23 protein-coding genes are annotated in these 25,729 nt (G+C 48.9%); 10 read left to right on the top strand and 13 right to left on the bottom strand.

Annotated elements, in window-relative coordinates; translation table 11 throughout:
• Positions 1-81: 81 nt before the first annotated feature.
• Positions 82-708, bottom strand: a complete 627-nt coding sequence (locus tag A8707_RS20125; protein ID WP_068817839.1) for a hypothetical protein — start codon at positions 706-708, stop codon at positions 82-84.
• A 118-nt stretch (positions 709-826) separates the two neighbouring features.
• On the opposite strand from A8707_RS20125, the gene A8707_RS20120 reads away from it, so the two are divergent.
• Positions 827-1,195, top strand: coding sequence for a sensor histidine kinase (locus tag A8707_RS20120; RefSeq protein WP_068818995.1), 369 nt, complete (start codon positions 827-829; stop codon positions 1,193-1,195).
• A gap of 164 nt (positions 1,196-1,359) precedes the next feature.
• Here A8707_RS20120 and hflX read toward each other — a convergent pair whose 3' ends face one another.
• A complete protein-coding gene (hflX, locus tag A8707_RS20115) occupies positions 1,360-3,057 on the bottom strand; it encodes a GTPase HflX (protein ID WP_231948226.1) in 1,698 nt (565 codons plus the stop codon).
• 986 nt (positions 3,058-4,043) lie between these two features.
• On the opposite strand from hflX, the gene gltB reads away from it, so the two are divergent.
• Positions 4,044-8,633 carry a glutamate synthase large subunit gene (gene gltB, locus A8707_RS20110; RefSeq protein WP_068818994.1) on the top strand — a complete coding sequence of 1,530 codons (4,590 nt, stop codon included), beginning with the start codon at positions 4,044-4,046 and terminating at the stop codon, positions 8,631-8,633.
• A gap of 72 nt (positions 8,634-8,705) precedes the next feature.
• Positions 8,706-10,190: a glutamate synthase small subunit gene (gltD, locus tag A8707_RS20105; protein ID WP_068818993.1), complete on the top strand. Its 1,485-nt coding sequence runs from the start codon at positions 8,706-8,708 to the stop codon at positions 10,188-10,190.
• Between the two features lie 5 nt (positions 10,191-10,195).
• On the opposite strand, the gene hetR is transcribed toward gltD, so the two are convergent.
• The 3 genes from hetR to A8707_RS20090 all read right to left on the bottom strand — a co-directional run bounded on the left by hetR (position 10,196) and on the right by A8707_RS20090 (position 13,510).
• Entirely contained in the window at positions 10,196-11,092 is an 897-nt protein-coding gene (gene hetR / locus A8707_RS20100; protein ID WP_068818992.1) for a heterocyst differentiation master regulator HetR, read from the bottom strand.
• A 256-nt stretch (positions 11,093-11,348) separates the two neighbouring features.
• A complete protein-coding gene (locus A8707_RS20095; protein WP_068818991.1) occupies positions 11,349-11,564 on the bottom strand; it encodes a hypothetical protein in 216 nt (71 codons plus the stop codon).
• Between the two features lie 122 nt (positions 11,565-11,686).
• The gene (locus A8707_RS20090; protein ID WP_331711731.1) at positions 11,687-13,510 is read right to left on the bottom strand and encodes an FAD-dependent oxidoreductase; all 1,824 of its coding nucleotides are present in this window, start codon (positions 13,508-13,510) and stop codon (positions 11,687-11,689) included.
• A gap of 195 nt (positions 13,511-13,705) precedes the next feature.
• Here A8707_RS20090 and A8707_RS30330 point away from each other — a divergent pair, with 195 nt between their 5' ends.
• Positions 13,706-13,828 (top strand): hypothetical protein, encoded by a 123-nt coding sequence (locus A8707_RS30330; RefSeq protein ID WP_269452749.1) that lies wholly within the window; start codon positions 13,706-13,708, stop codon positions 13,826-13,828.
• A 61-nt stretch (positions 13,829-13,889) separates the two neighbouring features.
• Here the strand turns inward: A8707_RS30330 and A8707_RS20085 are convergent, their stop codons facing one another.
• The 6 genes from A8707_RS20085 to A8707_RS20065 are packed head-to-tail and all read right to left on the bottom strand — an operon-like array spanning position 13,890 to position 18,073.
• The gene (locus A8707_RS20085; protein WP_068818989.1) at positions 13,890-14,495 is read right to left on the bottom strand and encodes a Uma2 family endonuclease; all 606 of its coding nucleotides are present in this window, start codon (positions 14,493-14,495) and stop codon (positions 13,890-13,892) included.
• A gap of 22 nt (positions 14,496-14,517) precedes the next feature.
• Positions 14,518-15,771, bottom strand: coding sequence for a type ISP restriction/modification enzyme (locus tag A8707_RS20080; RefSeq protein WP_068818988.1), 1,254 nt, complete (start codon positions 15,769-15,771; stop codon positions 14,518-14,520).
• A 2-nt stretch (positions 15,772-15,773) separates the two neighbouring features.
• Positions 15,774-16,022: a YgiT-type zinc finger protein gene (locus tag A8707_RS20075; protein WP_068818987.1), complete on the bottom strand. Its 249-nt coding sequence runs from the start codon at positions 16,020-16,022 to the stop codon at positions 15,774-15,776.
• Entirely contained in the window at positions 16,022-16,333 is a 312-nt protein-coding gene (locus tag A8707_RS20070) for a DUF4258 domain-containing protein (RefSeq protein WP_068818986.1), read from the bottom strand. Before A8707_RS20070 ends, A8707_RS20075 begins: the two co-directional genes overlap by 1 nt.
• Positions 16,330-16,857 carry an Eco57I restriction-modification methylase domain-containing protein gene (locus tag A8707_RS29870; RefSeq protein WP_231948225.1) on the bottom strand — a complete coding sequence of 176 codons (528 nt, stop codon included), beginning with the start codon at positions 16,855-16,857 and terminating at the stop codon, positions 16,330-16,332. Before A8707_RS29870 ends, A8707_RS20070 begins: the two co-directional genes overlap by 4 nt.
• A gap of 22 nt (positions 16,858-16,879) precedes the next feature.
• A complete protein-coding gene (locus A8707_RS20065; protein WP_231948224.1) occupies positions 16,880-18,073 on the bottom strand; it encodes an N-6 DNA methylase in 1,194 nt (397 codons plus the stop codon).
• Between the two features lie 67 nt (positions 18,074-18,140).
• Between A8707_RS20065 and A8707_RS28455 the strand changes: the two genes are divergently transcribed.
• The 3 genes from A8707_RS28455 (at position 18,141) to A8707_RS20055 (ending at position 19,040) form a co-directional block, all read left to right on the top strand.
• Positions 18,141-18,335, top strand: a complete 195-nt coding sequence (locus A8707_RS28455; RefSeq protein WP_231948223.1) for a hypothetical protein — start codon at positions 18,141-18,143, stop codon at positions 18,333-18,335.
• A gap of 85 nt (positions 18,336-18,420) precedes the next feature.
• The gene (locus A8707_RS20060; RefSeq protein WP_068818985.1) at positions 18,421-18,624 is read left to right on the top strand and encodes a hypothetical protein; all 204 of its coding nucleotides are present in this window, start codon (positions 18,421-18,423) and stop codon (positions 18,622-18,624) included.
• Between the two features lie 2 nt (positions 18,625-18,626).
• Positions 18,627-19,040 carry an HNH endonuclease gene (locus A8707_RS20055; protein ID WP_068818984.1) on the top strand — a complete coding sequence of 138 codons (414 nt, stop codon included), beginning with the start codon at positions 18,627-18,629 and terminating at the stop codon, positions 19,038-19,040.
• Here A8707_RS20055 and A8707_RS28450 read toward each other — a convergent pair.
• Both A8707_RS28450 and A8707_RS20050 read right to left on the bottom strand, forming a co-directional pair.
• Positions 18,985-19,206, bottom strand: a complete 222-nt coding sequence (locus A8707_RS28450) for a hypothetical protein (RefSeq protein ID WP_156518761.1) — start codon at positions 19,204-19,206, stop codon at positions 18,985-18,987. The two genes, A8707_RS20055 and A8707_RS28450, sit on opposite strands and share 56 nt — an antisense overlap.
• A 323-nt stretch (positions 19,207-19,529) precedes the next feature.
• Positions 19,530-20,132, bottom strand: a complete 603-nt coding sequence (locus tag A8707_RS20050; protein WP_068818983.1) for a hypothetical protein — start codon at positions 20,130-20,132, stop codon at positions 19,530-19,532.
• Between the two features lie 465 nt (positions 20,133-20,597).
• Here A8707_RS20050 and lysS point away from each other — a divergent pair, with 465 nt between their 5' ends.
• The 3 genes from lysS (at position 20,598) to A8707_RS20030 (ending at position 25,715) form a co-directional block, all read left to right on the top strand.
• A complete protein-coding gene (gene lysS, locus A8707_RS20040; protein WP_068818981.1) occupies positions 20,598-22,124 on the top strand; it encodes a lysine--tRNA ligase in 1,527 nt (508 codons plus the stop codon).
• A gap of 131 nt (positions 22,125-22,255) precedes the next feature.
• Positions 22,256-23,239: an ABC transporter ATP-binding protein gene (locus tag A8707_RS20035; RefSeq protein ID WP_068818980.1), complete on the top strand. Its 984-nt coding sequence runs from the start codon at positions 22,256-22,258 to the stop codon at positions 23,237-23,239.
• A 265-nt stretch (positions 23,240-23,504) separates the two neighbouring features.
• Positions 23,505-25,715, top strand: a complete 2,211-nt coding sequence (locus A8707_RS20030; protein WP_197484921.1) for a HEAT repeat domain-containing protein — start codon at positions 23,505-23,507, stop codon at positions 25,713-25,715.
• Positions 25,716-25,729: the final 14 nt, after the last annotated feature.

Raw genomic sequence — 25,729 nt, 5'->3', positions numbered from 1 at the left:
TCTAGCCGTTCCAGAAACGTCGCCTTGCCATATTCGGGGGTGGCTCCCATATAAATGGTGTGTTGTCGGTCTCCAAACGCGTCATACAGACTGATGGGCAGTGCCGACCATGGCTTCTCTCCATCCGGTGTCGCACAACAGCATACAGGTGCCATCTAAGCCAATGGCAACACTGGCAATTTCAGCGTCTAGTTGAGGGGGCACATAGTCCCAACTTTCTTCTTTCACCTCAATGATCGTGGCCACCGCTTCACTGAGACGCTGGATGTAGGACACGGCGACCGGGCGTTGATGATTCTCAGCCAAGTCTCGCTGCACGTCTCGGGCGGAACCATACGCCAGTTTCGAGGACACTTGTTTCGCAAACAGAGGCGTGGAGGTGATGATGATGCGAGACGCTCGCTCTAGCGGACAATCCGTTTTCCCGCCTCCAGAGCGCTGATAGACATGGCGTTCAATCACGACTTCTCCGTAGGGCGTTTGATACGCTTTGGGCTGCTTGCCTTTGGTTCGCATCACCTCTCCGGCAATCTCAATGGCTGAACCGTCGGTGTCCAGATACTCAAGAGCGGCTGTAGTGGCAATACGACCCGCCTCGTTGAGGCTTTCCTGAATCGCTTCTTCACTGGTCAGCAGCGAATGACTCAGGTCTATCGTCACTTCTATCCTGACTTGCGTCCCTTCTTGACTCAGCAATTGAGCGCTCATACTCACCACCTCTTGGTTGCCTCACTCAGTGATATCATGCTTGACCTACTAAATCAAGTAGAGGTCGCACCCTCAGCAAACGCTGCAGCTTGAGATTGCCTCCAACTTACCGCCCTTGATGTCTAATCCACTAGAGCTAGGGCGAGTGGTCACAGAATTGCTCACCAATGCCTGCAAATACACTCCACCTGGAGGCTCAATTATTGTGACCGTTTGTGCAACTCAGCCGACTGCACCCGATCGAGTGACGCTGACCGTTTGCAATTCTGGTGTTGAAATTCCAGCGACTGTCTTGACCCGTGTCTTTGAGAAGTTCTACCGCATTCCTAACAGCGATCGCTGGCAGCGAGGTGGAACTGGGTTGGGCTTGGCACTTGCGCAGAAATTAGTCGAGCAGCTAGGGGGCGAAATCCGAGCTGAGAGTCAAACCATGCAGACCGTTTTCATCGTTGAACTCCCTACTGAGAGGGCTGGGGAGGGAGCGTAGGAATGTGAATCTATTAAGGTGTGACTTCTCACCCTCACCCTAGCCCTCTCCCCAAGGAGAGGGAACAAGACTCTAACTCCCTTCTCCTTGGAGAGGGCTTGCCCCACTTCGTGAGGAGGGCAGAAGACGCTTACAAGTCTTACAGGTTATTTAATCCACGATCCTTAGCGGACGGCACCCGCATATTTCACCAACTGACACAGCCGCTGTCGCAGCGTTTCTAACCCCAGTCGATCGCTGGCAGAAATAAACGCCGCTTGCGGAAACTCTTCTTGCGCCAAACTCAGATTTTCACCGTCCACTTGGTCAATTTTGTTGAACACCAAGAGAACAGGACCGGGCGCGATCGGCATTTCTGACAGGATTTTCATCACCGATCGGATCTGATTTTGCCAAGCTGGGTGCGACAAATCTACCACATGCAGCAGGGCATCGGCTTCGGTGACTTCCTCTAATGTGGCGCGAAACGCATCGACCAGCGACGGCGGCAACTCGTGAATAAACCCTACTGTATCGGTCAGCAGCAGCGAAATCGATTCCTGACTCACCGAGTCAATCACCTTCAGCCGCCGAGTCGTCGGATCAAGCGTCGCAAATAGCTGATCAGCCGTGTAGACTTCGGCATTGGTGAGCGCATTCAACAACGTGGACTTTCCGGCATTGGTGTAGCCAACCACGGCAACTGAAGGCACTTCTTCGTGCTGTCTGCGCTGACGCATTCGCGCACGGTGCGCCTGAAGTTGGGTGACTTCTTGCTGCAATCGCGTAATCCGACGTTGAATCGATCGTCGTTCTGTCTCTAACTTGGTTTCACCTGGACCGCGAGTTCCAATCCCGCCGCCTAATCGAGACATCGCTTGACCTCGCCCCGACAGTCGAGGCAGGCGATATTCAAGCTGTGCCAGTTCGACCTGCAATTTGCCCGCACCTGACTGGGCACGCTGGGCGAAAATGTCGAGAATTACCTCAGTGCGATCGACGACCCGAACCCCAATTAACGCCTCCAAATTGCGGACTTGCGTCGGAGAGAGATCGCGATCGAACACGACCAAACTGGCTCCGCTCGTCTGTGCCGTGAGCGCAATTTCCTGCACTTTGCCTTCACCGACGACGGTTTGAGGATGGGGACGCGGACGCTTTTGCTTCAGCGTTTGTAAGACTTCTCCCCCCGCCGTTTCGACCAGCCGCCCTAGTTCTGCCAGCCCATCTCGAAACGCTTGCTGCGATCGATTATCTGTCAGCAATCCGACGACTAGCACCTGATCGTGATCGCGATCGACCTGTTGAGCCGTATATTCGCGTCGAAACTCAGCTTCTAACCCTTCGACCAACTCAATTAAATCTTGCTCGGCGATCTCATCCAGGTTCAGCACAGGCGAAACCGTCCAAGTGGCTTCTGGGTGAGGCACTAAATGCGCCAGATATGCGCCTTTGATGTAGCCCGTTGCGCCCCCGCCTCGTCGCTCAAATCCGCCTCCTGTGAGCATCAACGTCACGAGCGCATCCAATCGCTGCATCGCCATCGCGGTCAGCGCCGACTCGCCCGGAGGGTCTTGCTTAAGCTGCGTTGCCACACACCGAATTCCACACAGCCGCTCTGCTCCATAGCGCGGCAACTCTGCTGGAGGAATCTGAGTTTGGCGCGGGTTGCCGACCCCGACGCGCAGCACCTGACCTCGGCGATTGATGTACGCACACACAGGCTGAGCGATCTCGGTGCTGATTGCCGCCAGTCGTTGGGCAAACTCTGTGGTCGTGATGCGATCGCCCGGTAAGCGCTGATGATATAAACGCTGCAACTGTTTAAGCTGACTGGACTTTAAGCCTTGAAGATTTCCGTAGACAGTCTCGATAAATGCCACTCGCCAAACGCAACTACTTCTATTTTAGATCCCCGATTGACGATGCGCTTCATGGTTGGTCGATATTCCGATCAAGTTTCACCCCACAGAAACTCCTACAGCCTTGAGACAAGCCAGATTTTTCTCAGTGTTTGCATCGTTAAGGATCGTGGATCAAACAACTTCGGGAATGGTACAAGCCGAATTTGCCCTCCTCACGAAGTGGGGCAAAGCCCTCGCCTAACCCCTTCTCCCTGGGGAGAAGGGGAACTAGAGTTTGCTCCCTCTCCTCAGGGAGAGGGTTGGGGTGAGGGCAAATTCGGATCTCATTTGATTCACGGTTCTAAATCACTTAAAGTTTCTATAAACCTAGTGAAATGACTAGATCGGCTTCTAGCAGACTGTGCCAATTTATATGTAGATTCTTGAAACGCGACACAAATAGAGTCTCAAACCACGATCGACAAACCCTTAAATCTTTAACGCTGCTCTCATTAACAATACTCCGGACAAAATTTGAGCAGATTTTAAGGCTCAAACCCTTATTCTGCCGTGGACAAGATCTTTTTTTCCAAGTCAGAGGCAGAGCTAACTTTGAAAAAATAGCTCGATCCTTGAACCATAAACTCTGAAAGCCTTGTGGAACCGTTCAAAAAAATGTCCGGAGTATTGATTAAAGAACAGCAGTTTTTTGAGTGACGTGATGATTTAGTAAGTATTTGTTACAAAAATTTCATAAGCCAGAAATTGTGTCGTCTACTGAAGAGATAAGGAGAAACATCGCCTTCTTAAACTCTCTGCTGAGAAGGATTTCGAGGGCAGCGATGCTCACACACACTGCTTAAACTAGCGGGATAAAGAGCGGGGGCTTGAATTGTCGGATCTGACGATTTCATTAAGATTTGACCTCGATCGACTATCTTCGTTAGAAAATCCATGTCTGGAGTTGTCGCATCCCGCGCTCTAGATGCTCACTTTTTACTTCGTCATTTTTTAGGTTTATCTGAATGAATAGCAACGGACTGCCGCCAAAACAGGGACTCTACGATCCGCAGTTCGAGCACGATGCCTGCGGAGTTGGGTTTATCGTGCAGATGAAGGGCGAAAAATCACACGCGATCGTCGAGCAAGCGTTGACCATTCTTGTGAATCTTGAGCATCGCGGCGCATGTGGGTGCGAAACCAATACTGGAGACGGGGCGGGCATTTTGATGCAGGTGCCTCACAAATTTCTCAAGCGGGTGGCAGCCGCCGAAAATATCGCGCTACCCGACGCAGGACAGTATGGCGTGGGCATGATTTATGCGTCGCCCGATCGCGCCACTCGCAGTCAGAGTCGGCAGATTTTTGAGCAAATTGTGGCAGAAGAAGGTCAAAAAGTTCTCGGCTGGCGCGATGTACCGACGAATAACGAGTCGCTAGGTGAGACGGCAAAGTTGAGTGAGCCGTTCATGCAGCAGGTGTTTATTCAACGCGCTGCGGGGCTGGCGAACGACCTCGATTTTGAACGAAAGCTCTATGTAATTCGCAAGCGATCGCACAATGCCATTCGAGCGACTCACATCGACTCGTGCTGGTATCCGTCGAGTCTGTCGTGTCGCACGATCGTTTATAAAGGAATGCTGATGACCGCGCAAGTCGGGCAATATTACCCCGAACTCAGCGACCCCGACCTCGAAAGCGCGCTGGCGCTGGTGCATTCTCGATTTAGCACCAACACCTTTCCAAGCTGGGAGCGATCGCACCCTTATCGCTACATCGCGCACAACGGCGAGATCAACACGATGCGCGGCAACATCAACTGGATGAACGCTCGTCAGTCACTGTTTGAGTCGGAGCTGTTTGGCGACGACATGCAGAAGATTCAGCCTGTGATCAACGTTGAGGGCAGCGACTCCACGATCTTTGACAACGCGCTCGAACTGCTGGTGTTATCGGGTCGATCGCTGCCTCACGCGATGATGATGATGATCCCCGAACCGTGGACGGCGCACGAGTCGATGAGCGACGAGAAAAAAGCGTTTTACGAATATCATTCTTGCCTAATGGAGCCGTGGGATGGTCCTGCCTCAATCGCCTTTACCGATGGCACGATGGTGGGCGCGGTGCTCGATCGCAACGGGCTGCGTCCCTCTCGCTATTACGTGACCAAAGACGATCTCGTGATCATGGCATCTGAGGTTGGAGTGCTGCCGATCGAGCCTGAGCGCATCGCCTTAAAAGGTCGTCTAGAGCCGGGGCGAATGTTTCTCGTCAACCTGAAAGAAGGGCGAATTGTTGCGGATGACGAGATCAAAAACCAGGTTGCCACCGAGCATCCTTACCGCGAGTGGATCAACCAGCACATGGTCGAACTTGCCACAGTGAAAGATGCGCCACCAGAGGACGATCAAGAATTCACGCCAATCATTCAGCGTCAGACGGCGTTTGGCTATAGCTTTGAAGATTTGCGGTTATTGCTGGCTCCAATGGCGCGAGATGGCGTAGAAGCGATCGGGGCAATGGGTTCTGATACGCCTCTGTCCGTCCTGTCCGATCGACCCAAATTGCTTTACGACTATTTCCAGCAGCTATTTGCCCAAGTCACCAATCCGCCGATCGACTCGATTCGCGAAGAGATTATTACGTCAGCCGAGACGACGATCGGATCGGAGCGCAATCTCCTTAAGCCAGAGCCAGAAAGCTGTCATCTGATCGAACTCAAAACGCCGATTCTCAGCAATGAGGAATTGGCAAAACTCAAGCATATTCATGAGGGCGGATTCAAATCGGTGACGCTGCCGATCGTCTTCGATCCCAAAACTGGCGCAACTGGACTTGAACGGGCGATGGATGAGATTTGCGATCGGGCAAGCCAAGCGATCGAGACAGGCGTGAATATTCTGATTCTTTCCGATCGCGGCATAAACGCAGACAAGGCACCGATCCCCGCCCTGCTTGCGGTCGCGGGACTGCATCACCATTTGATTCGACAAGGCACTCGCACACGAGTCGGACTTGTCCTCGAATCGGGCGAACCCCGCGAGGTGCATCATTACGCGATGCTGATTGGCTACGGCTGCGGGGCGATCAATCCCTATCTCGCGTTTGAGTCGATGGCAGACATGATTCATCAGGGATTGTTGGTCAACGTCGATTACAAAACCGCGTGTAAGAATTACGTCAAAGCTGCTACTAAAGGAGTCACCAAAGTCGCCTCTAAGATTGGAATTTCGACGATTCAGAGCTATCGCGGTGCCCAAATCTTTGAAGCGATCGGGCTAAATCAGTCGATTGTCGATCAATATTTCACCTGGACGGCTTCTCGGATCGAAGGCGCAGATCTCGAAGTCATCGCCAAAGAAGCGGCGCTGCGACACAATCATGCGTTTCCCGATCGCGAGGTCAACGGTCACACGCTGGATGTGGGCGGCGAATATCAGTGGCGCAAAGAAGGCGAGGCGCACCTCTTTAGCCCCGAAACGATTCACACCTTGCAAAAAGCGGTTCGCACTGGCAGTTACGACGCTTATAAGCAATACGCTGCTCTAGTCAATGAGCAAGGTCAAAAACACTACACCCTACGCGGACTGCTGGAATTTAAGCAGCGCGAATCGATCCCGATCGAAGACGTGGAATCGATCGAATCGATCACCAAGCGCTTCAAAACGGGCGCGATGAGCTACGGGTCGATTTCTCAAGAAGCACACGAATCCTTGGCGATCGCCATGAACCGGATTGGCGGCAAATCCAACACGGGCGAAGGTGGCGAAGACCCCGATCGCTACACCTGGACAAACGATCGCGGCGACTCTAAAAACAGCGCCATTAAACAAGTGGCATCGGGTCGCTTTGGGGTGACAAGCCTTTATCTATCTCAGGCGCGAGAAATTCAAATCAAAATGGCACAGGGCGCAAAACCGGGCGAAGGCGGACAGCTTCCCGGCAAAAAAGTTTATCCCTGGATTGCCAAAGTGCGTCACTCAACCCCCGGAGTCGGGCTAATTTCGCCCCCGCCGCACCATGATATTTACTCGATCGAAGACCTCGCCGAGTTGATTCACGATTTGAAAAACGCCAACCGAGCCGCACGAGTTAGCGTCAAGCTCGTGTCAGAAGTGGGAGTGGGCACGATCGCCGCCGGAGTCGCCAAAGCTCACGCCGATGTAGTGCTGATTTCTGGATTCGATGGCGGCACAGGCGCATCGCCGCAAACCTCGATCAAACACGCTGGCTTACCCTGGGAACTCGGACTCGCGGAAACGCACCAAACGCTGGTTCTCAACAACCTTCGCAGCCGCATCGTCGTCGAAACCGATGGACAGATGAAAACCGGACGCGATGTCGTGATCGCCGCCCTGCTCGGCGCTGAGGAATTTGGATTTGCGACGGCTCCCCTCGTGACGCTGGGCTGCATCATGATGCGCGTGTGTCACCTCAACACCTGTCCGGTCGGAGTCGCGACGCAAGATCCACTCCTGCGGAAGAACTTCACGGGCGATCCTGCCCACACGGTTAACTTCATGACCTTCATCGCCCAAGAAGTTCGTGAACTGATGGCAAAACTGGGCTTCCGCACGATCGACGAAATGGTTGGACGCACCGATGTTCTCGAACCCAAGCAAGCCGTCGAACACTGGAAGGCAAAAGGACTCGATTTCTCGAAAATTCTCTATCAGCCAGAAGTTGGTGACGAAGTGGGTCGCTATTGTCAGATTCCGCAAGATCACGGACTCGACAAATCCCTCGATATCACGACGCTGCTCGACTTGTGCAAAGGGGCGATCGAGACTGGCGAATCCGTCTCAGCCACACTGCCCATCAAGAATGTAAACCGCGCAGTTGGCACCATTCTCGGCAACGAAATCACCAAACGTCACTGGCACGGCTTGCCCGAAGACACCATTCAGCTACACTTCCAGGGCAGTGCGGGTCAGAGCTTTGGCGCATTTGTGCCTAAAGGTGTCACCCTCAAACTCGAAGGCGATGCCAATGACTATCTCGGCAAAGGCTTGAGCGGCGGCAAAATCATTCTCTACCCGTCAGCAAAGTCCACTTTCGCTGCCGAGGAGAACGTCATCGCCGGAAACGTGGCGCTTTATGGGGCGACCTCTGGCGAAGTTTACATCCGAGGCATGGTCGGCGAACGCTTTGGGGTGCGTAACTCTGGCGTGAACACGATCGTGGAAGGCGTTGGCGACCACGGCTGCGAATATATGACGGGCGGCAAAGTCGTGATTTTGGGCAAAACCGGACGCAACTTTGCAGCAGGCATGAGCGGAGGCGTTGCTTATGTTCTTGATGAGCAGGGCGACTTTGCGACACGCTGCAATCAGCAAATGGTCGGACTCGAAACCCTAGAGGATGCTGAAGAAATCGCCGATCTTCGGCAACTGATCCAGCAGCACGCTGACTATACCCAAAGCCAAAAAGCTGCCAACGTTCTCGCCCACTGGGAGGACATGCTGCCCAAGTTTGTCAAGGTGATGCCCAAAGACTATAAGCGGGTTTTGCAAGCGATTTCTGCGGCGATCGCGGCTGGCTTAAGTGGTGACGACGCACTCACCGCCGCTTTTGAAGAAAACTCTCGCGATGTCGCCCGAATTGGTGGCAGCTAACCTTCTCATATCCTCTGGGGCAATATTTTTTGCCTCCATTTCCTTAATCATCACCATCTATAAGACACCATCATGGGAAAACCAACGGGCTTTATCGAATTTCTGCGCGAGTTGCCCTCGGATCGATCGCCCCTCGATCGCATTCAAGACTGGAACGACATTCACCAGCCGATGCCCGAAGACAAACTCCGCACTCAAGGCGCACGCTGCATGGATTGCGGCATCCCGTTTTGCCACAGCGGCACGTTGATTAGCGGCATGGCAAGCGGTTGCCCTGTGAATAATCTGATTCCTGAGTTCAACGATTTGGTCTATCGCGGACTGTGGCACGAAGCGCTCGATCGTCTGCATAAAACCAATAATTTTCCCGAATTCACGGGTCGCGTCTGTCCCGCACCCTGCGAAGGCTCGTGCGTTTTGGGCATCAACAATCCGCCCGTCACCATTAAAAATATTGAATGCTCGATCGTCGATAAAGGCTGGAGCGAAGGCTGGATCAAGCCCGAACCGCCCACCAAACGCACGGGCAAAAAAGTTGCCATCATCGGCTCAGGACCTGCCGGACTGTCGGCGGCGGCACAGCTAAACAAGTCGGGTCACTGGGTCACGGTTTATGAACGCGCCGATCGTCCGGGCGGACTGCTGATGTACGGCATCCCCAACATGAAGCTGGAGAAAGAAGAAGTCGTGCTGCGTCGCCTCAAAGTGCTTGAAGAGGAAGGCGTGACCTTTGTTTGCAACACCGAGGTCGGCAAGGATTTGCCCGTCGAAAATTTGCTCAAAGACTTTGATTCGGTTGTGCTGTGCGTCGGAGCAACTAAGCCGCGTGACTTATCGATCGCAGGTCGCGATTTAAAAGGCATTCGCTTCGCAATGGATTTTCTCAGCGCGAACACCAAAGCCATTTTGAATCAGAGCAGCAATGGCAACTTCATTTCCGCCGCAGACAAAGACGTGGTGATCATCGGCGGCGGCGACACCGGAACCGACTGCGTAGGAACTTCCCTTCGTCACGGGTGTAAGAGCCTCGTCCAGCTCGAAATTTTGCCTCAGCCTCCACAAGAGCGCACCCCTGACAACCCTTGGCCTGAGTGGCCCAAAGTCTATCGCCTCGACTATGGACAAGAAGAAGCTGCTGCTAAATTTGGCGACGATCCGCGCGGCTATCTCACGACCGCAACCCATTTTGAGGGGGACGAAAATGGACAAGTCAAAGCCGTCCACACGATCGAGGTCAAGTGGGAGAAAAACGAGAAGGGACAGTTTATCCCGCAGCCCATTCCTGGCACTGAGAAAGTGTTACCCGCGCAGCTTGTCCTGTTGGCGATGGGCTTCTTAGGACCTGAGCAACCCCTGCTTGATGCGCTGGGAGTCGATCGAGATGCCCGCAGCAACGTCAAAGCCGACCATGAGAAGTATGTCACCAGCCTTCGTGGAGTGTTTGCGGCTGGCGACTGTCGGCGGGGGCAAAGCTTGGTCGTTTGGGCGTTTAACGAAGGTCGCGGTGCGGCTCGTGAGTGTGATCGCTATCTCATGGGCAGCACTGACTTGCCTTAAGGTCGTCACTCGCTAGAGCCAATAACCATTTGCACGACAAAGGGCTTACCGCCGTCTCTGTGATAGCGGTCTGCCCATTCGCGGATCACCTCATCAAGTTCTTCAAGCGCCCGATCGATGCGCTCTGGTGGAATATCTAATTCTTCTAAAACTCGCATCACTTGAGTTTGACGGTCTGCCCAGTCTTTGATCAGCCTAAAAAATCGAGCCGTGTCTTCTACCATGACGTAGGCGCGTTCTTCTTGACCATCCGGTGAATAGGAGGCGCGGGTGAGAGCATAAAACGGCATTCCCCACGGTGAGTCGATGCGGGTGACAGTGCCCGAATAAATCAGACGACGCTTGATATGTTCTGCTAGGGCTTCGCTCATGGGCATCTGCTGATCTTGAGGCGAGTCTTCTTGAGAGCGAGTATGAAGAAACTCGATGAGGTCGAGAAACTGGAATGAATTGACTAATTGGGCATCGGGTAAGTTAGGCGGCAACTTTTGCTCAATGTGGCATTTTTCATCGGAGTTAAGGTTTGTCCCAGGAACCCGCGATCGCCCAGGTTGCCAAGAATATTGCTCTAACCAAACGTAGGGGAGTTGAATCAAGTAGCGAGGTTCTTGCGAACCCAGCATTTTCAGCAGCTTTCCTTCAGTTAATGCCTGTCTGACTTCTTCTACGATCGCTTTGACCCGCTTTGGCTCAAGGTGATGCAGATGCCCGGTCATTCGCAGGTTGCTGTCTTGCTCTAAATAGGTGGTGTAGATAGCGCATTTTGCGGCGGTTGCGGCTGCATCTAAAAAAGCCCCATGTCGGTGTCCACTCGTCCGCATCGCGCTGAAGGCAAGATAAAGCATGATCTGATCCATCGCGCTAGGGCTGAGGAGCTTGATCAGATCGATGTCATTGATCATGTCAGGAAAAATCTCCGAAAGAGCTAATACTCAATATATCTATGAATGCACTGAGACCCTAACTATCTTGAAAGATTGAATGGTTAGAGTCAGTTAGTGTTAAGTATTGTTTCTTAACTATTCCCACATAGGCTAAAAAATTAATCATTGAAAGCAAAAATGGAAGCGATCTCGGATGTAGGAGCTTCCATTTTTGAGTTGAATTTGTGTCAAGAAATCTCAGGGAACAGAATATAATCAATGCTTAAACCGTAAGTTAAGCGACGTTTTGAGTATTGAACGGAGGATTAAAACGACTTTCAATCCGTCCGCTTCCCCGATGGGCGAGATAGTAGCTTTGTGGCTCTGAGTGAGTCAGCAAAGAGGTGAGGGAAATCTGCTTCAGCCCAGGTAAAAACTCAACCTGGTGAAGACCTACGGCTACGGAACCGAGAAGCAAACTGATTAGAGTGACAGAGGTTTGAGCACGCATAGGTTAGGTCTAGTTCGGTGTATCTATTTACAGATACAGACCCTCTATTAGGTGATCAGGATAAACTGATGTGACTTTTCTAAATTCAGTAGTCCTATGTATTAAATTCTGTGCTGAGAACCTCAACCCTTATATGCTGGGGCGGACGGAAAAACAGAATCTACTAAGATCCAGCGTCCACTGAAGTTTATGCTACCGAAAATAGAAATAGCATCTCCGTGTTCATGTTGGCTTAACTGTTGATCAACCTCTGGCTTAAGGGTGACTAATGCCCACTCTTCTTTGACTTGATTCGGCTCACAAAAGTTCTCTAAAACGATCGTATAGTCTTGCTCGGCGTGTCGGTGAAACGTGCCAGAGAAGTTTGGTGGGGCGGCTGACGGGTGAGGTAAGGTGCGAATGGGACAATTTCCACTGCTGGGGTATGCCTCTGGAGCGTTTAGGTAATAGTGTTGCCAGTAGAGCCAGTCAGGATGATTGGGGGTCAGATTGAAAAAAGGAATAATGGCAGCAGGCGCGATCGGGTCTTCTAAAAGAGCATTTTGCAGCGATCGCACCGACAACTCTCTGGGCTGACAGGCTTGCTCAACGCACAAGACGGCTGCCATTCCTGCGGCTTGTCCAATTCCTAAGACAACGGGCTGAAGGCGAGTCGCTCCATTCGCAATGTGAGAAACCGAAATGTTTTTCTCGCACGCTAAAAAACCATCGGTGACTTGTGGCACTAACGCCCCGTAGGGAATCGTGAAGGGGGTGCCCGTCCAGCGTCCGCCCCAGCGAATTGATTTAGGCTGTAATGAAATGTCGCCACTGGGGTAGTGATGATCATTGACGTAGTTGCCGATGGCGATCGACTGGCAACTATTCTCAGCAATCTCGCACCCCTGAGCCGTAGTGCTGATCGGCAGCGGGGCGACCTGTCCTTTCGGTAACAAATCTTGCTCTCGAACGGTGGCTAACCCTGCAAGTCTTCGGCTCTCTCGATAGTAAGGATGAAGGGCATAGGCATTCCCTCCTAGAGTCGTTGAGACGGGAAAAATCTCCTCTGCTAAACCAAAATGTCCTAACTCGGTTTGGATAAAGTGGGCAAAGCCTTGAGTGTGCCAGAGCGCTTCTTGAAGGAACTGCGATCGCTCCGCTGTCGAGCCGATCAGTCGCTCAACGCCTTCTCCATAGTCATTGCCTGCGATCGGCCAATTGATCATGAAGCGGTTTCCGGGCAAGCGTCCGTAGTCCAAGAACGCTTCGGCTCCGTGGTCTGCCCACGCTTGGGTAAATTTGGCTCGATCGTAGTGAGGCGGTGCCGGAATTTTTGGAGCCAGTCCGGTTTTGCCAAAGTCTTGAAGCACGACCACCCACGTCGGAGCTTGAACCGGATAGGTTTTGGTGAGGGTGTTGGGTGCGATCGGCGCACTGGGTTCTCCCCATTCAGTCTGAAACTCCCAGCCCCAGCGATGTGGAATGTCTCCGAGTGCCAGCAAGTCGCCAAGCTCGGTGCCGTCGAGGGTGATTTTGGCGAAGATCGTGAAGTCTGCGAAGCGAACGCCGATGACTCGATCGCCCTCTTTTAAAACCTCTAGGGGCGTTTGTGCTTGAATCCAAGTCAGATTTGGAAGTTTGGCAACCCAATCGGCAAAAATATCTGCCCCAACTCGCGGATCGTAGGTGAAGAAACTCGCCCAGGCGTTGTCTAACCCTTCTGGCTGACGCTGCTGCAACTCTTTTAGGAATGCGCCCCAAATCCCGGTTTGAAAGGCGGCTAACTCGTTGCCGTCTGGTGCAGACACTCCTGCGCTTGTCAACATTCCGCCTAACCAAGAAAACTCGCTGACTACGATCGTGCTGACTCCGCGTCGAGCCGCTTGAATCGCTGCCGCTGTTCCTCCAGTGCCGCCACCTACTACTAATACATCAGTCTTAAGAATTTGCATCGAACGAGTACTCACAATAAGACGCTAAAGACATCGTATGAAGATGAAGTACCCAATCGCGAACGAATTTAGGCGTTGCTGAATGTAGATATGAAATGCCCTCCTCACGAAGTGGGGCAAGCCCTCGCCAACCCTTCTCCCCAGGAAGAAGGGAGCCAGAACTCTTGTCCCCTCTCCATTAGGGAGAGGGCTAGGGTGAGGGCAAGATCTGTGCTTCATCGATCGATTCAGCAACGCCCGAATTTAGCTTCGCGTTTACGATCGGCGATCGTTCCCTACTCAACAAGTTTCTCAATCTGTCGAGTGGAACGGATTGCGGTGCAGTTTTCTTAAGGAGCGATCGTTGATCGTATCCTCAATTTGTCTCAGGCGTAACTCGATCGCGCTCATCGTTTTATAAGGTGTCAATATCAATGTTTTCATAGAGAGAGACGATTTCGATTTGAGTTTCAAAAGTAGACAATGACAATGTGATATTCGGCTCGTCATATTCTGAGAGCAGCCATTGATTAGCAGCCGTTTTAACATAATGTTCTACATGAATCTTGTATTGATCGATGAGAAGATATTCGCGGAAGCTATCAATGGTGCGATAAGCAGAGAATTTTTCGCCGTGGTCATAATCCTGCGTTGATTTAGATAGCACTTCAGCAATAAAGCAAGGATTCGTGACTGTATCAGTACGCCCCGTTTGAAGCTGTAGAGGCTTTTCGATAACCATCACATCGGGATAAGTATAAAGATTGCGTGTCCCTTCGGGAGAGGATTTACCACCGGGAATCCAAAGGCGTTGATCGGTATAAAAAGTTCGATACGGCTTTCCTTTCAGGGCAAGTTTGATCAAAATGTATAGATTGCCAGCAATATCGTTGTGATCAGGGGTTCCTCCGGTCATGAGCTTAATTTCTCCATTTACATATTCATGACGTTCCTCTGAAGCTACTTCAAGTTCCAGGTATTCTTCGCGAGTATAGGTGCGTTGTTCAAGTGCTTGTGTCATGGTGTGTTTTCAACTTCTATCTTTATTCTGCTGGCATTTGGTGAATGATTTCCATTGTTTTGACGCTGACGGTGCAAACCCGATCGAGCAAGTCAATCACCTGTTCTTGATAGTCGGCAAATTTGTAGGTGTTGAAGAGTTTGGCGATCGTCGGGTCTTTGGGTTTCTTCTCTTTATATTGATCAAGAATCCATTCGAGGGCAGAGCGATTGCCGAGTTTATAGTCCCAGGCGATCGCGGGAATGCCTGTGAGTTGGCTGTTTTCATCTAGGATGATTACGCCTTGGGTTTTGTCGGCTTTGAGTTTGGCTTTGGGCTTTTCTTTGGTGGCGATTTCTTGACGTTCTAAGCCATAGGGTTGGATGGTTTCATAGTTTAGGTGCAGATCCATCAGGGTTTTGCCCCAGGTTGCCCATTGATTAAAGTCGGCGTAGAAGGGCGATCGGGGAAATTCGCGTTTGAGGTTGAGTTCATATTTGGTGCGGTAGGCGGGATGGTGGAGAACGGCGTAGGTGTAGTGGAAGATGTCGGGTTTGGTGATGGTGGGATCGCTGTAGTGAGTTTGAAATTGGGTTAAACCCCAGTCGGTGATGTTGTCGATGCGGCTCCCGTCTTCGTAGCGGTAGAGGGGAAGACATTGAGAATCGCCTGTCAGATGTAAATCAAGCAACGAATTAGCGATTAAACAGTGAAATGATTTTGTACACCCAGGCGCAACAAAAGCAATATATTGGTTTTCAGAATCTCTTGAATTAAAAATATCGAACCACTGATAAGTCATTCCATTAAAATGCTTATCAAAATAGAAATATTGTTTAAAGAATGGTCTACATAAGCTAGATACAATAGTTTTAAGCTCAAACTTTTTAGAAATTCTACGATCTAAATACTTTTCAAGCTCTCGATCCCATTTAATATCTAACTCTCTCTCTACTCCATTCTCCAATCGATCGCTATACACTTCAACAAAATATTTCATTCGCTCAATCAGAGCATCTTTTGAAAAGTCGTAAACCCACTCGTCGCGTTGAGTTGCAACACCACGCGAGAAAAGCTGAAAAACCGCCTGTTGCGATCGCCCTGCTTTCACCTCCTTATCAATTAACGGCAAAAAAGTATCAAAATCGTTATCGGTTAAATTAATCCAATTTGCCTTTTGATCGGGTGTGATATGGTCAAACGGAATCTCTTCAAACTTCGTCCGTTCAAACCAATCGAGCTTTTCTTCCTTGGTCTGCTCATCTTGCAGCGTAAAATAAAAGATTTTTGCCCTCATGATCAAGAAGCCTTTGGTTCAGGTTGGTAAGAAAAAACATCTACAGAAATTGACTTAGCGGGTTTCATATCTCCATGCAACATGACTCGAATTCGTTCGGTGGTTTCTCCGCTAAAGATTTCTTCACCGCACCGAGAACACACCGTAGCCGGAATCTTCTCAACGAGATAAAACTTTCCGTCGATTTGAAAGATTTCGCTCACAAGCTCTGTATAAGATTCCTCTGAGCTACAAATATGACACTTAAACATTATTTCCTCCTGGTCTTGCAATCAATCCATTCATTTTGATCTGGCTCATATAAAGTAATGATCTTTAGAGTGTCTGACTCGACCCGTGAAATCTGAATATGTAACGGTCGATCGACCTGAGTAAAGCCCATCAGAAGAGAACTCGGCGAATATTTGTCTTCTGGATAATCTTCAATAATTTCAACATTTCCCCCAATTTCTCTAATTTCTTGGTTACTAATATTTCGTTCGATCGAGCGTTTAAGAGCGTGTCGCGTAAACTCAAAATTCCCTATTTCTAGCTGTCTTTGAATCTCCTGAAGCGCCTTCATATTGCTTTGTCTCTGCGCGTCCTGATCAAAAACATCACAGCGACTCCGGTTTGAATGCCAAACACATTGTTTTTTGTGCCCGAAATCTTCGGATTATTCCTCACATCCGATTGAGTATCAACAATATAGACATAATCAAACTCCTTATCAACAGACTTGCGAAACCCGTCAAAGGTTTTAGAGTCAATAAACGATCGGTTAGTAACGAAAGCGATTAAGCCATTTTGACCGAGCCGATCGCTCGCCCATCGAAAGAAACGAGCATACATATCGTAAACAACAATTTGATTTTGAGCCGTTCCCTCTTTGATGTAGGTCTCTTTAATTGCTTTATCAATGCCTTTATAGAGACGATTAGCGTTGCGCTGGTTAAAGCTTTCTTGATGCGCGTTGTAGGGTGGATTGCCGATGATCACAGAAATAGTCCGATCGTTCTGCTCTTGAATCCTTGCTGTATTCTGCACACTCATGGCAAACAAATCAAACTGCTTCCCTTCAAACCCGCAGTGATCCAGCGTATCCACCAAACAAATATTCTTAAACTCCTCATATTTTTCCCATCTTTTGCTGATAGGTAAACTCAATATTCAAATTAGCAATGTAATAGGGCAAAATCGCCACTTCATTACAGTGAATCTCATTTTTATACTTATGCTCCAGCTTATCCGCAGGCAAATATTCAATCAGTTCTGTCACATAGGTTCCTGTGCCTGTGCAGGGGTCTAAAATCTCTACGCCCGGATCGCTCAACAGCTTACCAAAGTGCTTATGCACTAGATGATCGGCACTCTCAATCATAAAGCGCACAATCTCATTCGGCGTGTAGACAATCCCCAAGCGATCGGCTGCTTTAGGGTTATACGCCTTGTAAAAGTTTTCGTAGATTGCCTTGAGAAACTTTTGCTTTTCGTGGTGGTTCGCAATATTCTCAGACTTGCGACGAATCACCGCGTAATAGTGTTCGATGCTCTTGAGCGTGTTGCGGCGAGTGTTTCCGGTAAAAAACGTGTTGATAATTTCCGACAGTTCCCGCGCAATGTTATTTTCTCTGTGAAACTGCGACTCATGGAAAATGTTGGTAAAAATATCCTCTGTAAGAATGTGTTGAATCAACATCTCATGGATGTCAAAAACTTCGATTTCGGGGTTAATCGACTGGCGACAGACTTCTAGAAACGTGTTGCGACGCTCTCTAAAGGGTGTACTCGTCGCTTCTTGCTGACCAATAATGTCTCTTAGCGCTTCGAGAATATGGGGAATGTCTTCTTTAAACTTGATAATCGCCGATCGAAAGTCTCGCACCTCAGCGCGTTCATAGTCTACAAAGACGTTTAACAGCCGATCGAGCGCATCAGCATCTTTCATTGAGACACGGGCAACCTCTTGACTATGCTGAATCAAAACAGCAGTCTGAGAGTCTTCAAACAGAATATTTTCGTCGGGGTAGCCCTTCGCAAACTTCTTCTCAATCTCGTCGTCAAGGCGATCGTATTGGTCTTTGCTTTCCCACCAGCCATGCTCTAGCCGAATCGCATCCTTCACCGTGCCATCTGGGAAAACCGTTGTGTTGAACTTTGTCTTAAAGTCCAATTCTGGGATCAGCAGATAGTTGCGGGGCTTGCAATAGTCGTTCAGCAGTCGCTCAAACGCATTGCGAATGCTGGTCTCTTTACGAGAACCCCCATATCGAATGATTTCTTCAACGTCTGCCTGATACCGCGTTACCAGCAATCTAGACATAGAGCAACTCCCAGAATAATAAAGCTCAGGTCAATTAAAGGCTAATGCCTCAGTATCCTCGCTTATCTTGATTCTGACTCACAGCCTGCTGTCCTGGATCATGGGTAGCGAACCCACTACGCCTTTCGACTGGAGAGGTGTCGAAGTAGTTGGTTTAACTGCTACAGGATGCGCCACGATCGCCGCACTCAGCTTAGACCGCTCAATCATGTTGGCAATTCGGGCAGAGGAAGAATTTTTCGATCGCCATCCACCACTTTAATGCCATCAAGATATTGCTGTACCGCTGTGACAACGCACTTTGATTTACGATAGTTTTGACTGTAATCTTGCTTAAACTCTGAATTATGGCTGAACTTGTTCAAATACCGATCGAGCTAGCCTACTTTCAACTCCCCGTAGGGGTCAAAGAGCGGCTCACTTCACTTTTAGATCGCCAAGACGCAGGTGAAGGATTAACCCAAGCAGAACAACAAGAGGCTGAAGGGTTAGTCGAATTAGTAGAGTTTTTGTCCTTACTTCGTCTCAGATCGCAGCGTGTGACTCATTAAGAATGACGACAATACCTGCTGCTTTACGGCGATTAGTAATCCAGCGATCGGGGAATCGGTGTGAATATTGTGGTTTGTCTCAAACCGGGCAAGTTGCCACGTTTCATGTTGATCACATCGTGCCTGAAACTGCGGGTGGCGCAACCATAGCCACTAATTTAGCCCTTGCCTGTGTATCGTGTTCTTTACGCAAGGGTGCCCGACAACGGATCGAAGATCCAGAAACAGGTGAAGTGGTGTCAATCTTTAACCCTCGCCAGCAAATTTGGAAAGCACATTTCGGCTGGAAGGGTGTCGAAGTGGTTGGTTTAACTGCTATAGGACGCGCCACGATCGCCGCACTCAGCTTAAACCGCTCAATCATGTTGGCAATTCGGGTAGAGGAAGAATTTTTCGATCGCCATCCACCCCTTTGAATGCCATCAAGGTTCCAAAGGCGACTGAGCTTGGTGCGTGAACGGTACAGGCGATCGAGTCGAGAGTCGTGAAATCAAAGCGATTGCGATCGGGAATGGGAACAGAGCGATCGCATCTAAAACTTAACTTTGGCTTTTGGATCTGACGCACTAACGGCATCTGCATCAGCGGACGGCGATGCAGAATAAGCGTGAAGATAGCTTAACAATCCGTTCCGCCTGCATGCAGTGGTTAGACTTGTGCAGTAGAGCGAACTGAAACACTTTGCTTATTTTACCGTCAGCGCGATTTATTTTGTCTGCTGAATGAAAAGCTATCGCCCAATACTCTAAAAACACCCAAACATACAAAAGCTAGACTTCAATTGCACCATATTATTAGTTAAACTTAGACTTAAAACCATAAATTGACTGAACAAAAATCATAAATTGCTGACAGTTCTAAGTACATTTAGACTAGAATACCTGTGTTTTTTTGGTTGTCTGCCCTCAAGTAGATCTGCTGGATTTATCAGCCTTTATCTTTAAGTTTTCATAGGAATTATTATTCAATTCAAGAATCTCATATGGTGTTTTAAGACCCATTTTTTCTATTCTTAGAATATAATCTTCAGTCCATATATCTCCTAAAAATGTGCCAAATGATTCACCTCGACTTCTTATCTCTTGAGGTAAGTTATTAACATTATTATTTCGTAGATAAGTATATGCTTGATCAAGCTTACTCAGCTCGATTGGTAGGTGTACTTCCTTCCAATGCTCTGGATATCTTAGATTATATGAGTCCTTGAGCATCACCATCAACTCCTTCCAGTCTTCACCTAATCTATGCTCCTGTGGGATAAGCTGATTGTATGAATTTAGCTGATCAAGTAAATTATGGCCATATTGCCGTAACTCTCTCTGAGAAATTTCTCTTCCATTTTGTATGCGTTCAAAAATCGCAAAGAACAGCTTGAACTGCTTTTCAATAGCTTCTGAAGCTTTCGCAAGCCCCTGGAGAGGAAGTCCAGAGAGAATAAGTAGACGTGAAGCTAAATAATCAGTGTCAGCGAGGCCCATATAACTATTTAGCTTACTTAGAATAGTCATTATTTTTTTGTTCAGAGAAAGTCTTAAGCTTAAATCCCATACCTAAACTTAAATTTTTGACATTGGTTATGAAAACACATCATCTCTGGTCTAACTTCTTTTTAGAGAGAAAGTTTCCGCATATCACGCCAAAACGGGTGAATAGGCAGATGGTTTCTGCGTAGCACCCCGAATGAGGTAGATAGACAGAATCTTTCTGCATATTACGCTCATTTGGATAGATAGGCGGAATCTTTTCGCATATTTGCTTCAGTATGGCTGTCAGCGCACAGGTTCCCTGCACCGGAGGTGTTCCCTCAGCATTTTCTGTGCCTTGAGTGCTGTACTCAATTTTTGATGCGATCGCCCCCACAAACGCAAAAGGTTTACTCCACGTTCCCGTAGCCTTCACCCTTATAATAGAAAGCTGCTATTAGCCTCAGTTGCACCCTGCTTCTTGGCTGCGTATCCAGGAATTTTTAAGCCATGTCAGACGATCTTCGCGCTACTCGCCTCGAAAAAGTTGAGCAACTCAAGCAACTGGGCGTAAACCCCTACGCTTATAAGTGGCAGTCAACCCATCACGCCGCCGAACTGCAAGAGAAATATGCTGACTTAGCCAGTGGCGAAGAAGTCGAAGTCGAAGTGGCGATCGCGGGCAGAATTATGGCGCGGCGCGTCTTCGGCAAGCTGGCATTTTTTACGCTGCAAGATGAGACGGGCACGATTCAGCTTTATCTCGACAAAACGCGCATTCAAGCCAACATGGGCGACGCTGACCCACAGGCATTTGACCACCTCAAGCAACTCACTGACGCAGGCGACATCATCGGCGCAAACGGCACCATCAAGCGCACCGAAAAAGGCGAACTTTCGGTCTACGTCAATCACTATGTGATGTTGACCAAATCGCTGCTGCCGTTGCCCGACAAATGGCACGGCTTAACCGATGTCGCCAAACGCTATCGTCAACGCTATGTTGATTTGATTGTCAACCCTGAAGTGCGGCAAACCTTCCGTCGTCGTGCCCTGATCACGGCTGGAATTCGTCGCTATCTCGATCAGCAAGGCTTTATCGAAATCGAAACGCCCGTCCTTCTGTCAGAAGCGGGAGGAGCGGATGCGCGTCCGTTTACCACTTATCACAACACGATGGATATGGAGCTTTATCTCCGCATCGCCACCGAGTTGCACCTCAAGCGCTTAATCGTCGGAGGCTTTGAGAAAGTCTTTGAACTGGGTCGCATCTTCAGAAATGAAGGCATTTCGACGCGGCACAATCCAGAGTTCACCACGATCGAGGTTTACCAAGCCTACGCCGACTATTACGACATGATGGCGCTGACCGAGGCGATCGTCACCACTGTCGCTCAAGAAGTTCTGGAGACTTTAAAGATTATCTACCAGGGCGAAGCAATCAATTTGACTCCTCCTTGGCGTAGAGTCACAATGCACGAAATTGTTCACGAAAAAACGGGAGTCGATTTCTCGCAGTTCCAAAGTTTGGACGAGGCAAAAGTCGCAGCAAAAGCGGCGGGACTTCACGACATTGAGAAATGCGTCTCGATCGGGAACCTCCTCAATGAAGCCTTTGAGCAAAAAGTCGAAGATACTCTGATTCAGCCGACCTTTGTTTTGGATTACCCGATCGAGATTTCGCCCCTCGCAAAACCCCATCGCTCAAAGCCTGGGCTAGTCGAACGGTTTGAGCTATTCATCGTCGGGCGAGAAACTGCAAACAGTTTTTCAGAGTTAACTGATCCGTTAGATCAGCGAGCGCGACTAGAGGCACAAGCCGATCGTAAAGCGGCTGGCGATCTCGAAGCGCAAGGCGTTGACGAAGACTTTCTCACCGCATTGGAGTATGGAATGCCACCAACTGGAGGATTGGGAATCGGCATCGATCGATTAGTCATGGTGCTGACTGATGCCCCTAGCATTCGCGACGTGATTGCGTTCCCGTTACTGAAACCCGAAAAATCTGATTCTGAGGAGTCCGATGGGAAGGCATAAGTGTCTCTGAGAGAATTACTCGATCGAGCGTTCGACTGCTTCTCACCAAATCAATTAGGCTTAAAGCAGTCTTGTGAGAAATCTCAGGTACACTGCCCGTCAGAATTGCATCCACTAGGAATTGAGAACGTATGTCTACGATCGTGGTCGAACATCTCAGCAAGATGTACCCTGTTGCCGTCAAAGAATCTGGACTCAAAGGCACCCTCACCCATTTCTTTAAGCGTAACTACCGTCAGGTAAAAGCCGTCCAAGATGTCTCGTTTAAGATCGAACCGGGCGAAGTCGTCGGTTTTTTAGGCGCAAACGGAGCCGGAAAAACCACGACGCTGAAAATGCTGACAGGCTTGATTCATCCATCCGAAGGGCGAGTCACTGTTGCAGGACATACCCCGTTCGATCGCCGCGCTGCCTTTCTCAAACAAGTAACCCTGGTGATGGGGCAAAAGCAGCAATTGATCTGGGATTTACCTGCGGTCGATTCGTTTCGGATCAATGCGGCGGTGTATGGAATCTCGGATAACGCGCTCGATCGACGCATCGGCGAACTATCCGAAATGCTGTCTCTCGGCGACAAACTAACGCAACCCGTCCGCAAGCTCTCATTGGGCGAACGGATGAAAGCCGAACTGCTCGCCGCCCTTTTGCACCAACCACAAGTCTTATTTTTAGACGAGCCAACCTTGGGTTTGGATGTCAACGCCCAAGTCGCGGTGCGGGAGTTTTTGCGCGAATATAATCAGCGATATCAAGCGACCGTGCTGCTGACAAGTCACTATATGGCGGACATTACAGCGCTGTGTAAGCGAGTCTTGATGATCCACCAGGGGCAACTAATTTACGACGGCAGCTTAGAAGGGCTGGTCGATCGCTTCTCTCCATGTCGCGAAATCAGTATCGAATTCGCTCAGACCTATTCAAAAGATCAACTGACGCTTTATGGAGATTTGCAAGAATCAGACAAACATTCAGCGCGGTTCCTCGTACCACAAGAGGCACTAACTCGCACAGTTGCCAAGCTTTTAGGAGACTTAGAGATTTTAGATTTGACGGTGATTGACCCTCCGATCGAAGAAGTCATCGGGCGAGTCTTTCAGGCAGGAACAGTATCATAAGCAACAGAGCCTCTCATCTGCTATCCGTATGTCTGACTTGCCCGATGTCCAGCAATATCTGAAGTCAGTTTGTAACCACTACGCCCAGTGGTGGAAAGACTATGCGTTCATGGACGAGATTAATGCTTCGACTTGGTTTGAGTTTGAGCTAACCAGCAGAACGGAAGACAAGCCTAAGTCATCCGAGGAAAAGCCTCCAGATAAGTTACCACCCCAGCCTGTTCTTCAAGCGATCGAGAACTATGCCAACGAAAAGATCTTGATAGTGGGCAGTTCTGGAGCGGGAAAATCGACTCTGTTGGCACGAATTTTTTGGCAAGCCGCAGAGAGGGCACGCCACGACGAAACGGCTCCGATTCCTGTTTTAGTTGAGTTAAAGGCTTACCAGTTGGTGGGCGATCGCTCAGGAATTCGAGGACTAATTCTAAACAGCCTGGAAAGTCATGATCCCAGTTTAGACAGCGATGACCTAAAAAAGCTGCTGAAACAGAAGCGATTGATGTTATTGGTTGATGGGTTGAACGAGCTACAACAAGCCCAGGCAAAAAATGACTTAAAGAAGTTTTGCCTTAATATTTCTCTAATTGCTACAGCTCGTCATGCTGGAGATGGATGGGAAATTGAGCGAAAGTTAGAGCTTCAACCGCTTTCACAACTTCAAGTGAGGGATTTTCTAGAGGTTCGTTTGCCAACTTCTGATCGCGATCGATTACAAGAATTGAGCGATCGAGTGCAAGATTTTGGGCAAACACCTTTGATGGTGTGGATGCTCTACTGTATTTTTCGGACTGGTGATGAGATTCCAGAGACTCGTGGAGAAGTCTATCGGAAGTTTACGAATCTGTATGTGGAACGATCGAAGGAAGGGATCGATTTAGATGAATCGCGCTCTCTACTAAGCAGATTAGCGTTTGGCATGATGCAGTCTCCAGAACCGGGCGACCCAACAGATTTTCAGTTAGATATTTCTGAAGTCGATGCTCAAAACTTACTAGGTTCTGAAAAGGGATTAAAACTTCTGCGGAATTACCACTTGCTTCAATCTCCTGGTGAGTCAGGTAACCGTCGAGTGCGCTTCTGCCATCAATCGCTTCAAGAATATTATGCAGCAGAAGCATTGTTGACTCAACTACCTAAACTTCTTGAGGATCAGCAAGGTAATAATGATTTAAAGTCTGATTATCTCAACTACATAAAGTGGACGGAACCTGTAGCGTTGATGTTGGCACTGGTGGAGAGTGAGGCACAGGCGGTGCGAGTAGTGGAACTGGCATTGGAAGCTGATCTCATGTTAGGAGCAAGACTAGCGGGAGAAGTGCCACCTCGGTTTCAGGAGAGAACAGTAGGTATGGTAAATTTGCTAGAAACCACGTTGGAACTTAAATGTAAGCTTCTAAGCAGAACGGCTTCGGAAAAAGCCATCCCTCATCTGTCGAAGTTTCAACGAGAAGAGAAGAGCTTATCTACATCTTTATCTGTTTTACTGGCTTTATCTCCGATGAAAACAAATTCTTCAATACGTGAAATAAACGGTATTATCAGTCAGCATGACGAGTTAAAAGACATACAAAATAACAGTAGTAAAATATTTCAAAATATTACTGAAAGTCTTTCTAATGTGTGGAAAAATATAAACTTTAATAAGCTTAGCGAATCAATAGAACGAATCAAGGAAGAGAAGGAGTATTTGCGTCACTATATTACTGAAAATTTGAAGACATCTAGCTTAGAAAAAATAGTTACTGTTTTGCTCCAGAAACCCTGCGAGGAGAGTTTTCACACACTCTATTGTTTACCTAATCTTCTTAGAGAGTTACTGGGAAAACAAGCAATTCCTGGATTGCTTATTATGGCAGCCTCCCAAGACACAATAATTCGGGAGTTAGCTATTCAGGAGCTAGGAAAAATTAGCAATAATGTAGTTATCTCCGCTTTGATCAAGATGATTAAGGATAGAAATGAACCAGTCAATATACGCCGAGCCATAATTTTGGCTCTAGGTAAAACAGGCTCGAAAATTCCTACTCTTGACTTGATTGCAGCCTTGAAAGATCCAGACCTAAGCATTCGCAGGGCTGCTATTTCGTCGATCGGATCGATTGGCATAGAAATTGCTATCCCTGAATTGCTTAAATCAGTCGAAGATGAAAGTCTGGATATTCGCAAAAGCGCTACTGAAGCATTAATCAAGATTAAAGATGGTGCTTCGCTATCTCATCTTTGGCATTTACGTTGTCAGGGGAGAGCAGATCTCTCCGACACTATTGCTGCCATCCAAGAGAATTGCAGATACTACAACTACGAAATCTTTCAAGCCTATTTGGAAGCACAGAAGCCCGATCGACCAAAAAGCCAAAACAGCGATCGCTCACCCACCACAACCAACCACTTTCCCAACGCCACTGAAGTCAAAATCTTTGAAAACGTCGATCGATACCACGAAGCTCCACCCCCACCCAAAGATCCGCCATCATAAAACCATCAACGACA

It is taken from the genome of Phormidesmis priestleyi BC1401, from assembly GCF_001650195.1.
GTDB lineage: Bacteria > Cyanobacteriota > Cyanobacteriia > Leptolyngbyales > Leptolyngbyaceae > Phormidesmis_A > Phormidesmis_A priestleyi_B.
The sequence above is the reverse complement of the archived record's forward strand: the minus strand, read 5'-3'. Positions and strand labels throughout refer to the sequence as shown.

What these genes read in the sequence shown, in the direction of transcription:
- A8707_RS20125 (WP_068817839.1), bottom strand. Translation starts at nt 708, where the DNA reads ATGAGCGCTCAATTGCTGAGTCAAGAAGGGACGCAAGTCAGGATAGAA.
- A8707_RS20120 (WP_068818995.1), top strand. Translation starts at nt 827, where the DNA reads ATGTCTAATCCACTAGAGCTAGGGCGAGTGGTCACAGAATTGCTCACC.
- gltB (WP_068818994.1), top strand. Translation starts at nt 4,044, where the DNA reads ATGAATAGCAACGGACTGCCGCCAAAACAGGGACTCTACGATCCGCAG.
- gltD (WP_068818993.1), top strand. Translation starts at nt 8,706, where the DNA reads ATGGGAAAACCAACGGGCTTTATCGAATTTCTGCGCGAGTTGCCCTCG.
- hetR (WP_068818992.1), bottom strand. Translation starts at nt 11,092, where the DNA reads ATGATCAATGACATCGATCTGATCAAGCTCCTCAGCCCTAGCGCGATG.
- A8707_RS20095 (WP_068818991.1), bottom strand. Translation starts at nt 11,564, where the DNA reads ATGCGTGCTCAAACCTCTGTCACTCTAATCAGTTTGCTTCTCGGTTCC.
- A8707_RS20085 (WP_068818989.1), bottom strand. Translation starts at nt 14,495, where the DNA reads ATGACACAAGCACTTGAACAACGCACCTATACTCGCGAAGAATACCTG.
- A8707_RS20080 (WP_068818988.1), bottom strand. Translation starts at nt 15,771, where the DNA reads ATGAGGGCAAAAATCTTTTATTTTACGCTGCAAGATGAGCAGACCAAG.
- A8707_RS20075 (WP_068818987.1), bottom strand. Translation starts at nt 16,022, where the DNA reads ATGTTTAAGTGTCATATTTGTAGCTCAGAGGAATCTTATACAGAGCTT.
- A8707_RS20070 (WP_068818986.1), bottom strand. Translation starts at nt 16,333, where the DNA reads ATGAAGGCGCTTCAGGAGATTCAAAGACAGCTAGAAATAGGGAATTTT.
- A8707_RS20065 (WP_231948224.1), bottom strand. Translation starts at nt 18,073, where the DNA reads ATGTCTAGATTGCTGGTAACGCGGTATCAGGCAGACGTTGAAGAAATC.
- A8707_RS20060 (WP_068818985.1), top strand. Translation starts at nt 18,421, where the DNA reads ATGGCTGAACTTGTTCAAATACCGATCGAGCTAGCCTACTTTCAACTC.
- A8707_RS20055 (WP_068818984.1), top strand. Translation starts at nt 18,627, where the DNA reads ATGACGACAATACCTGCTGCTTTACGGCGATTAGTAATCCAGCGATCG.
- A8707_RS28450 (WP_156518761.1), bottom strand. Translation starts at nt 19,206, where the DNA reads ATGCAGATGCCGTTAGTGCGTCAGATCCAAAAGCCAAAGTTAAGTTTT.
- A8707_RS20050 (WP_068818983.1), bottom strand. Translation starts at nt 20,132, where the DNA reads ATGACTATTCTAAGTAAGCTAAATAGTTATATGGGCCTCGCTGACACT.
- lysS (WP_068818981.1), top strand. Translation starts at nt 20,598, where the DNA reads ATGTCAGACGATCTTCGCGCTACTCGCCTCGAAAAAGTTGAGCAACTC.
- A8707_RS20035 (WP_068818980.1), top strand. Translation starts at nt 22,256, where the DNA reads ATGTCTACGATCGTGGTCGAACATCTCAGCAAGATGTACCCTGTTGCC.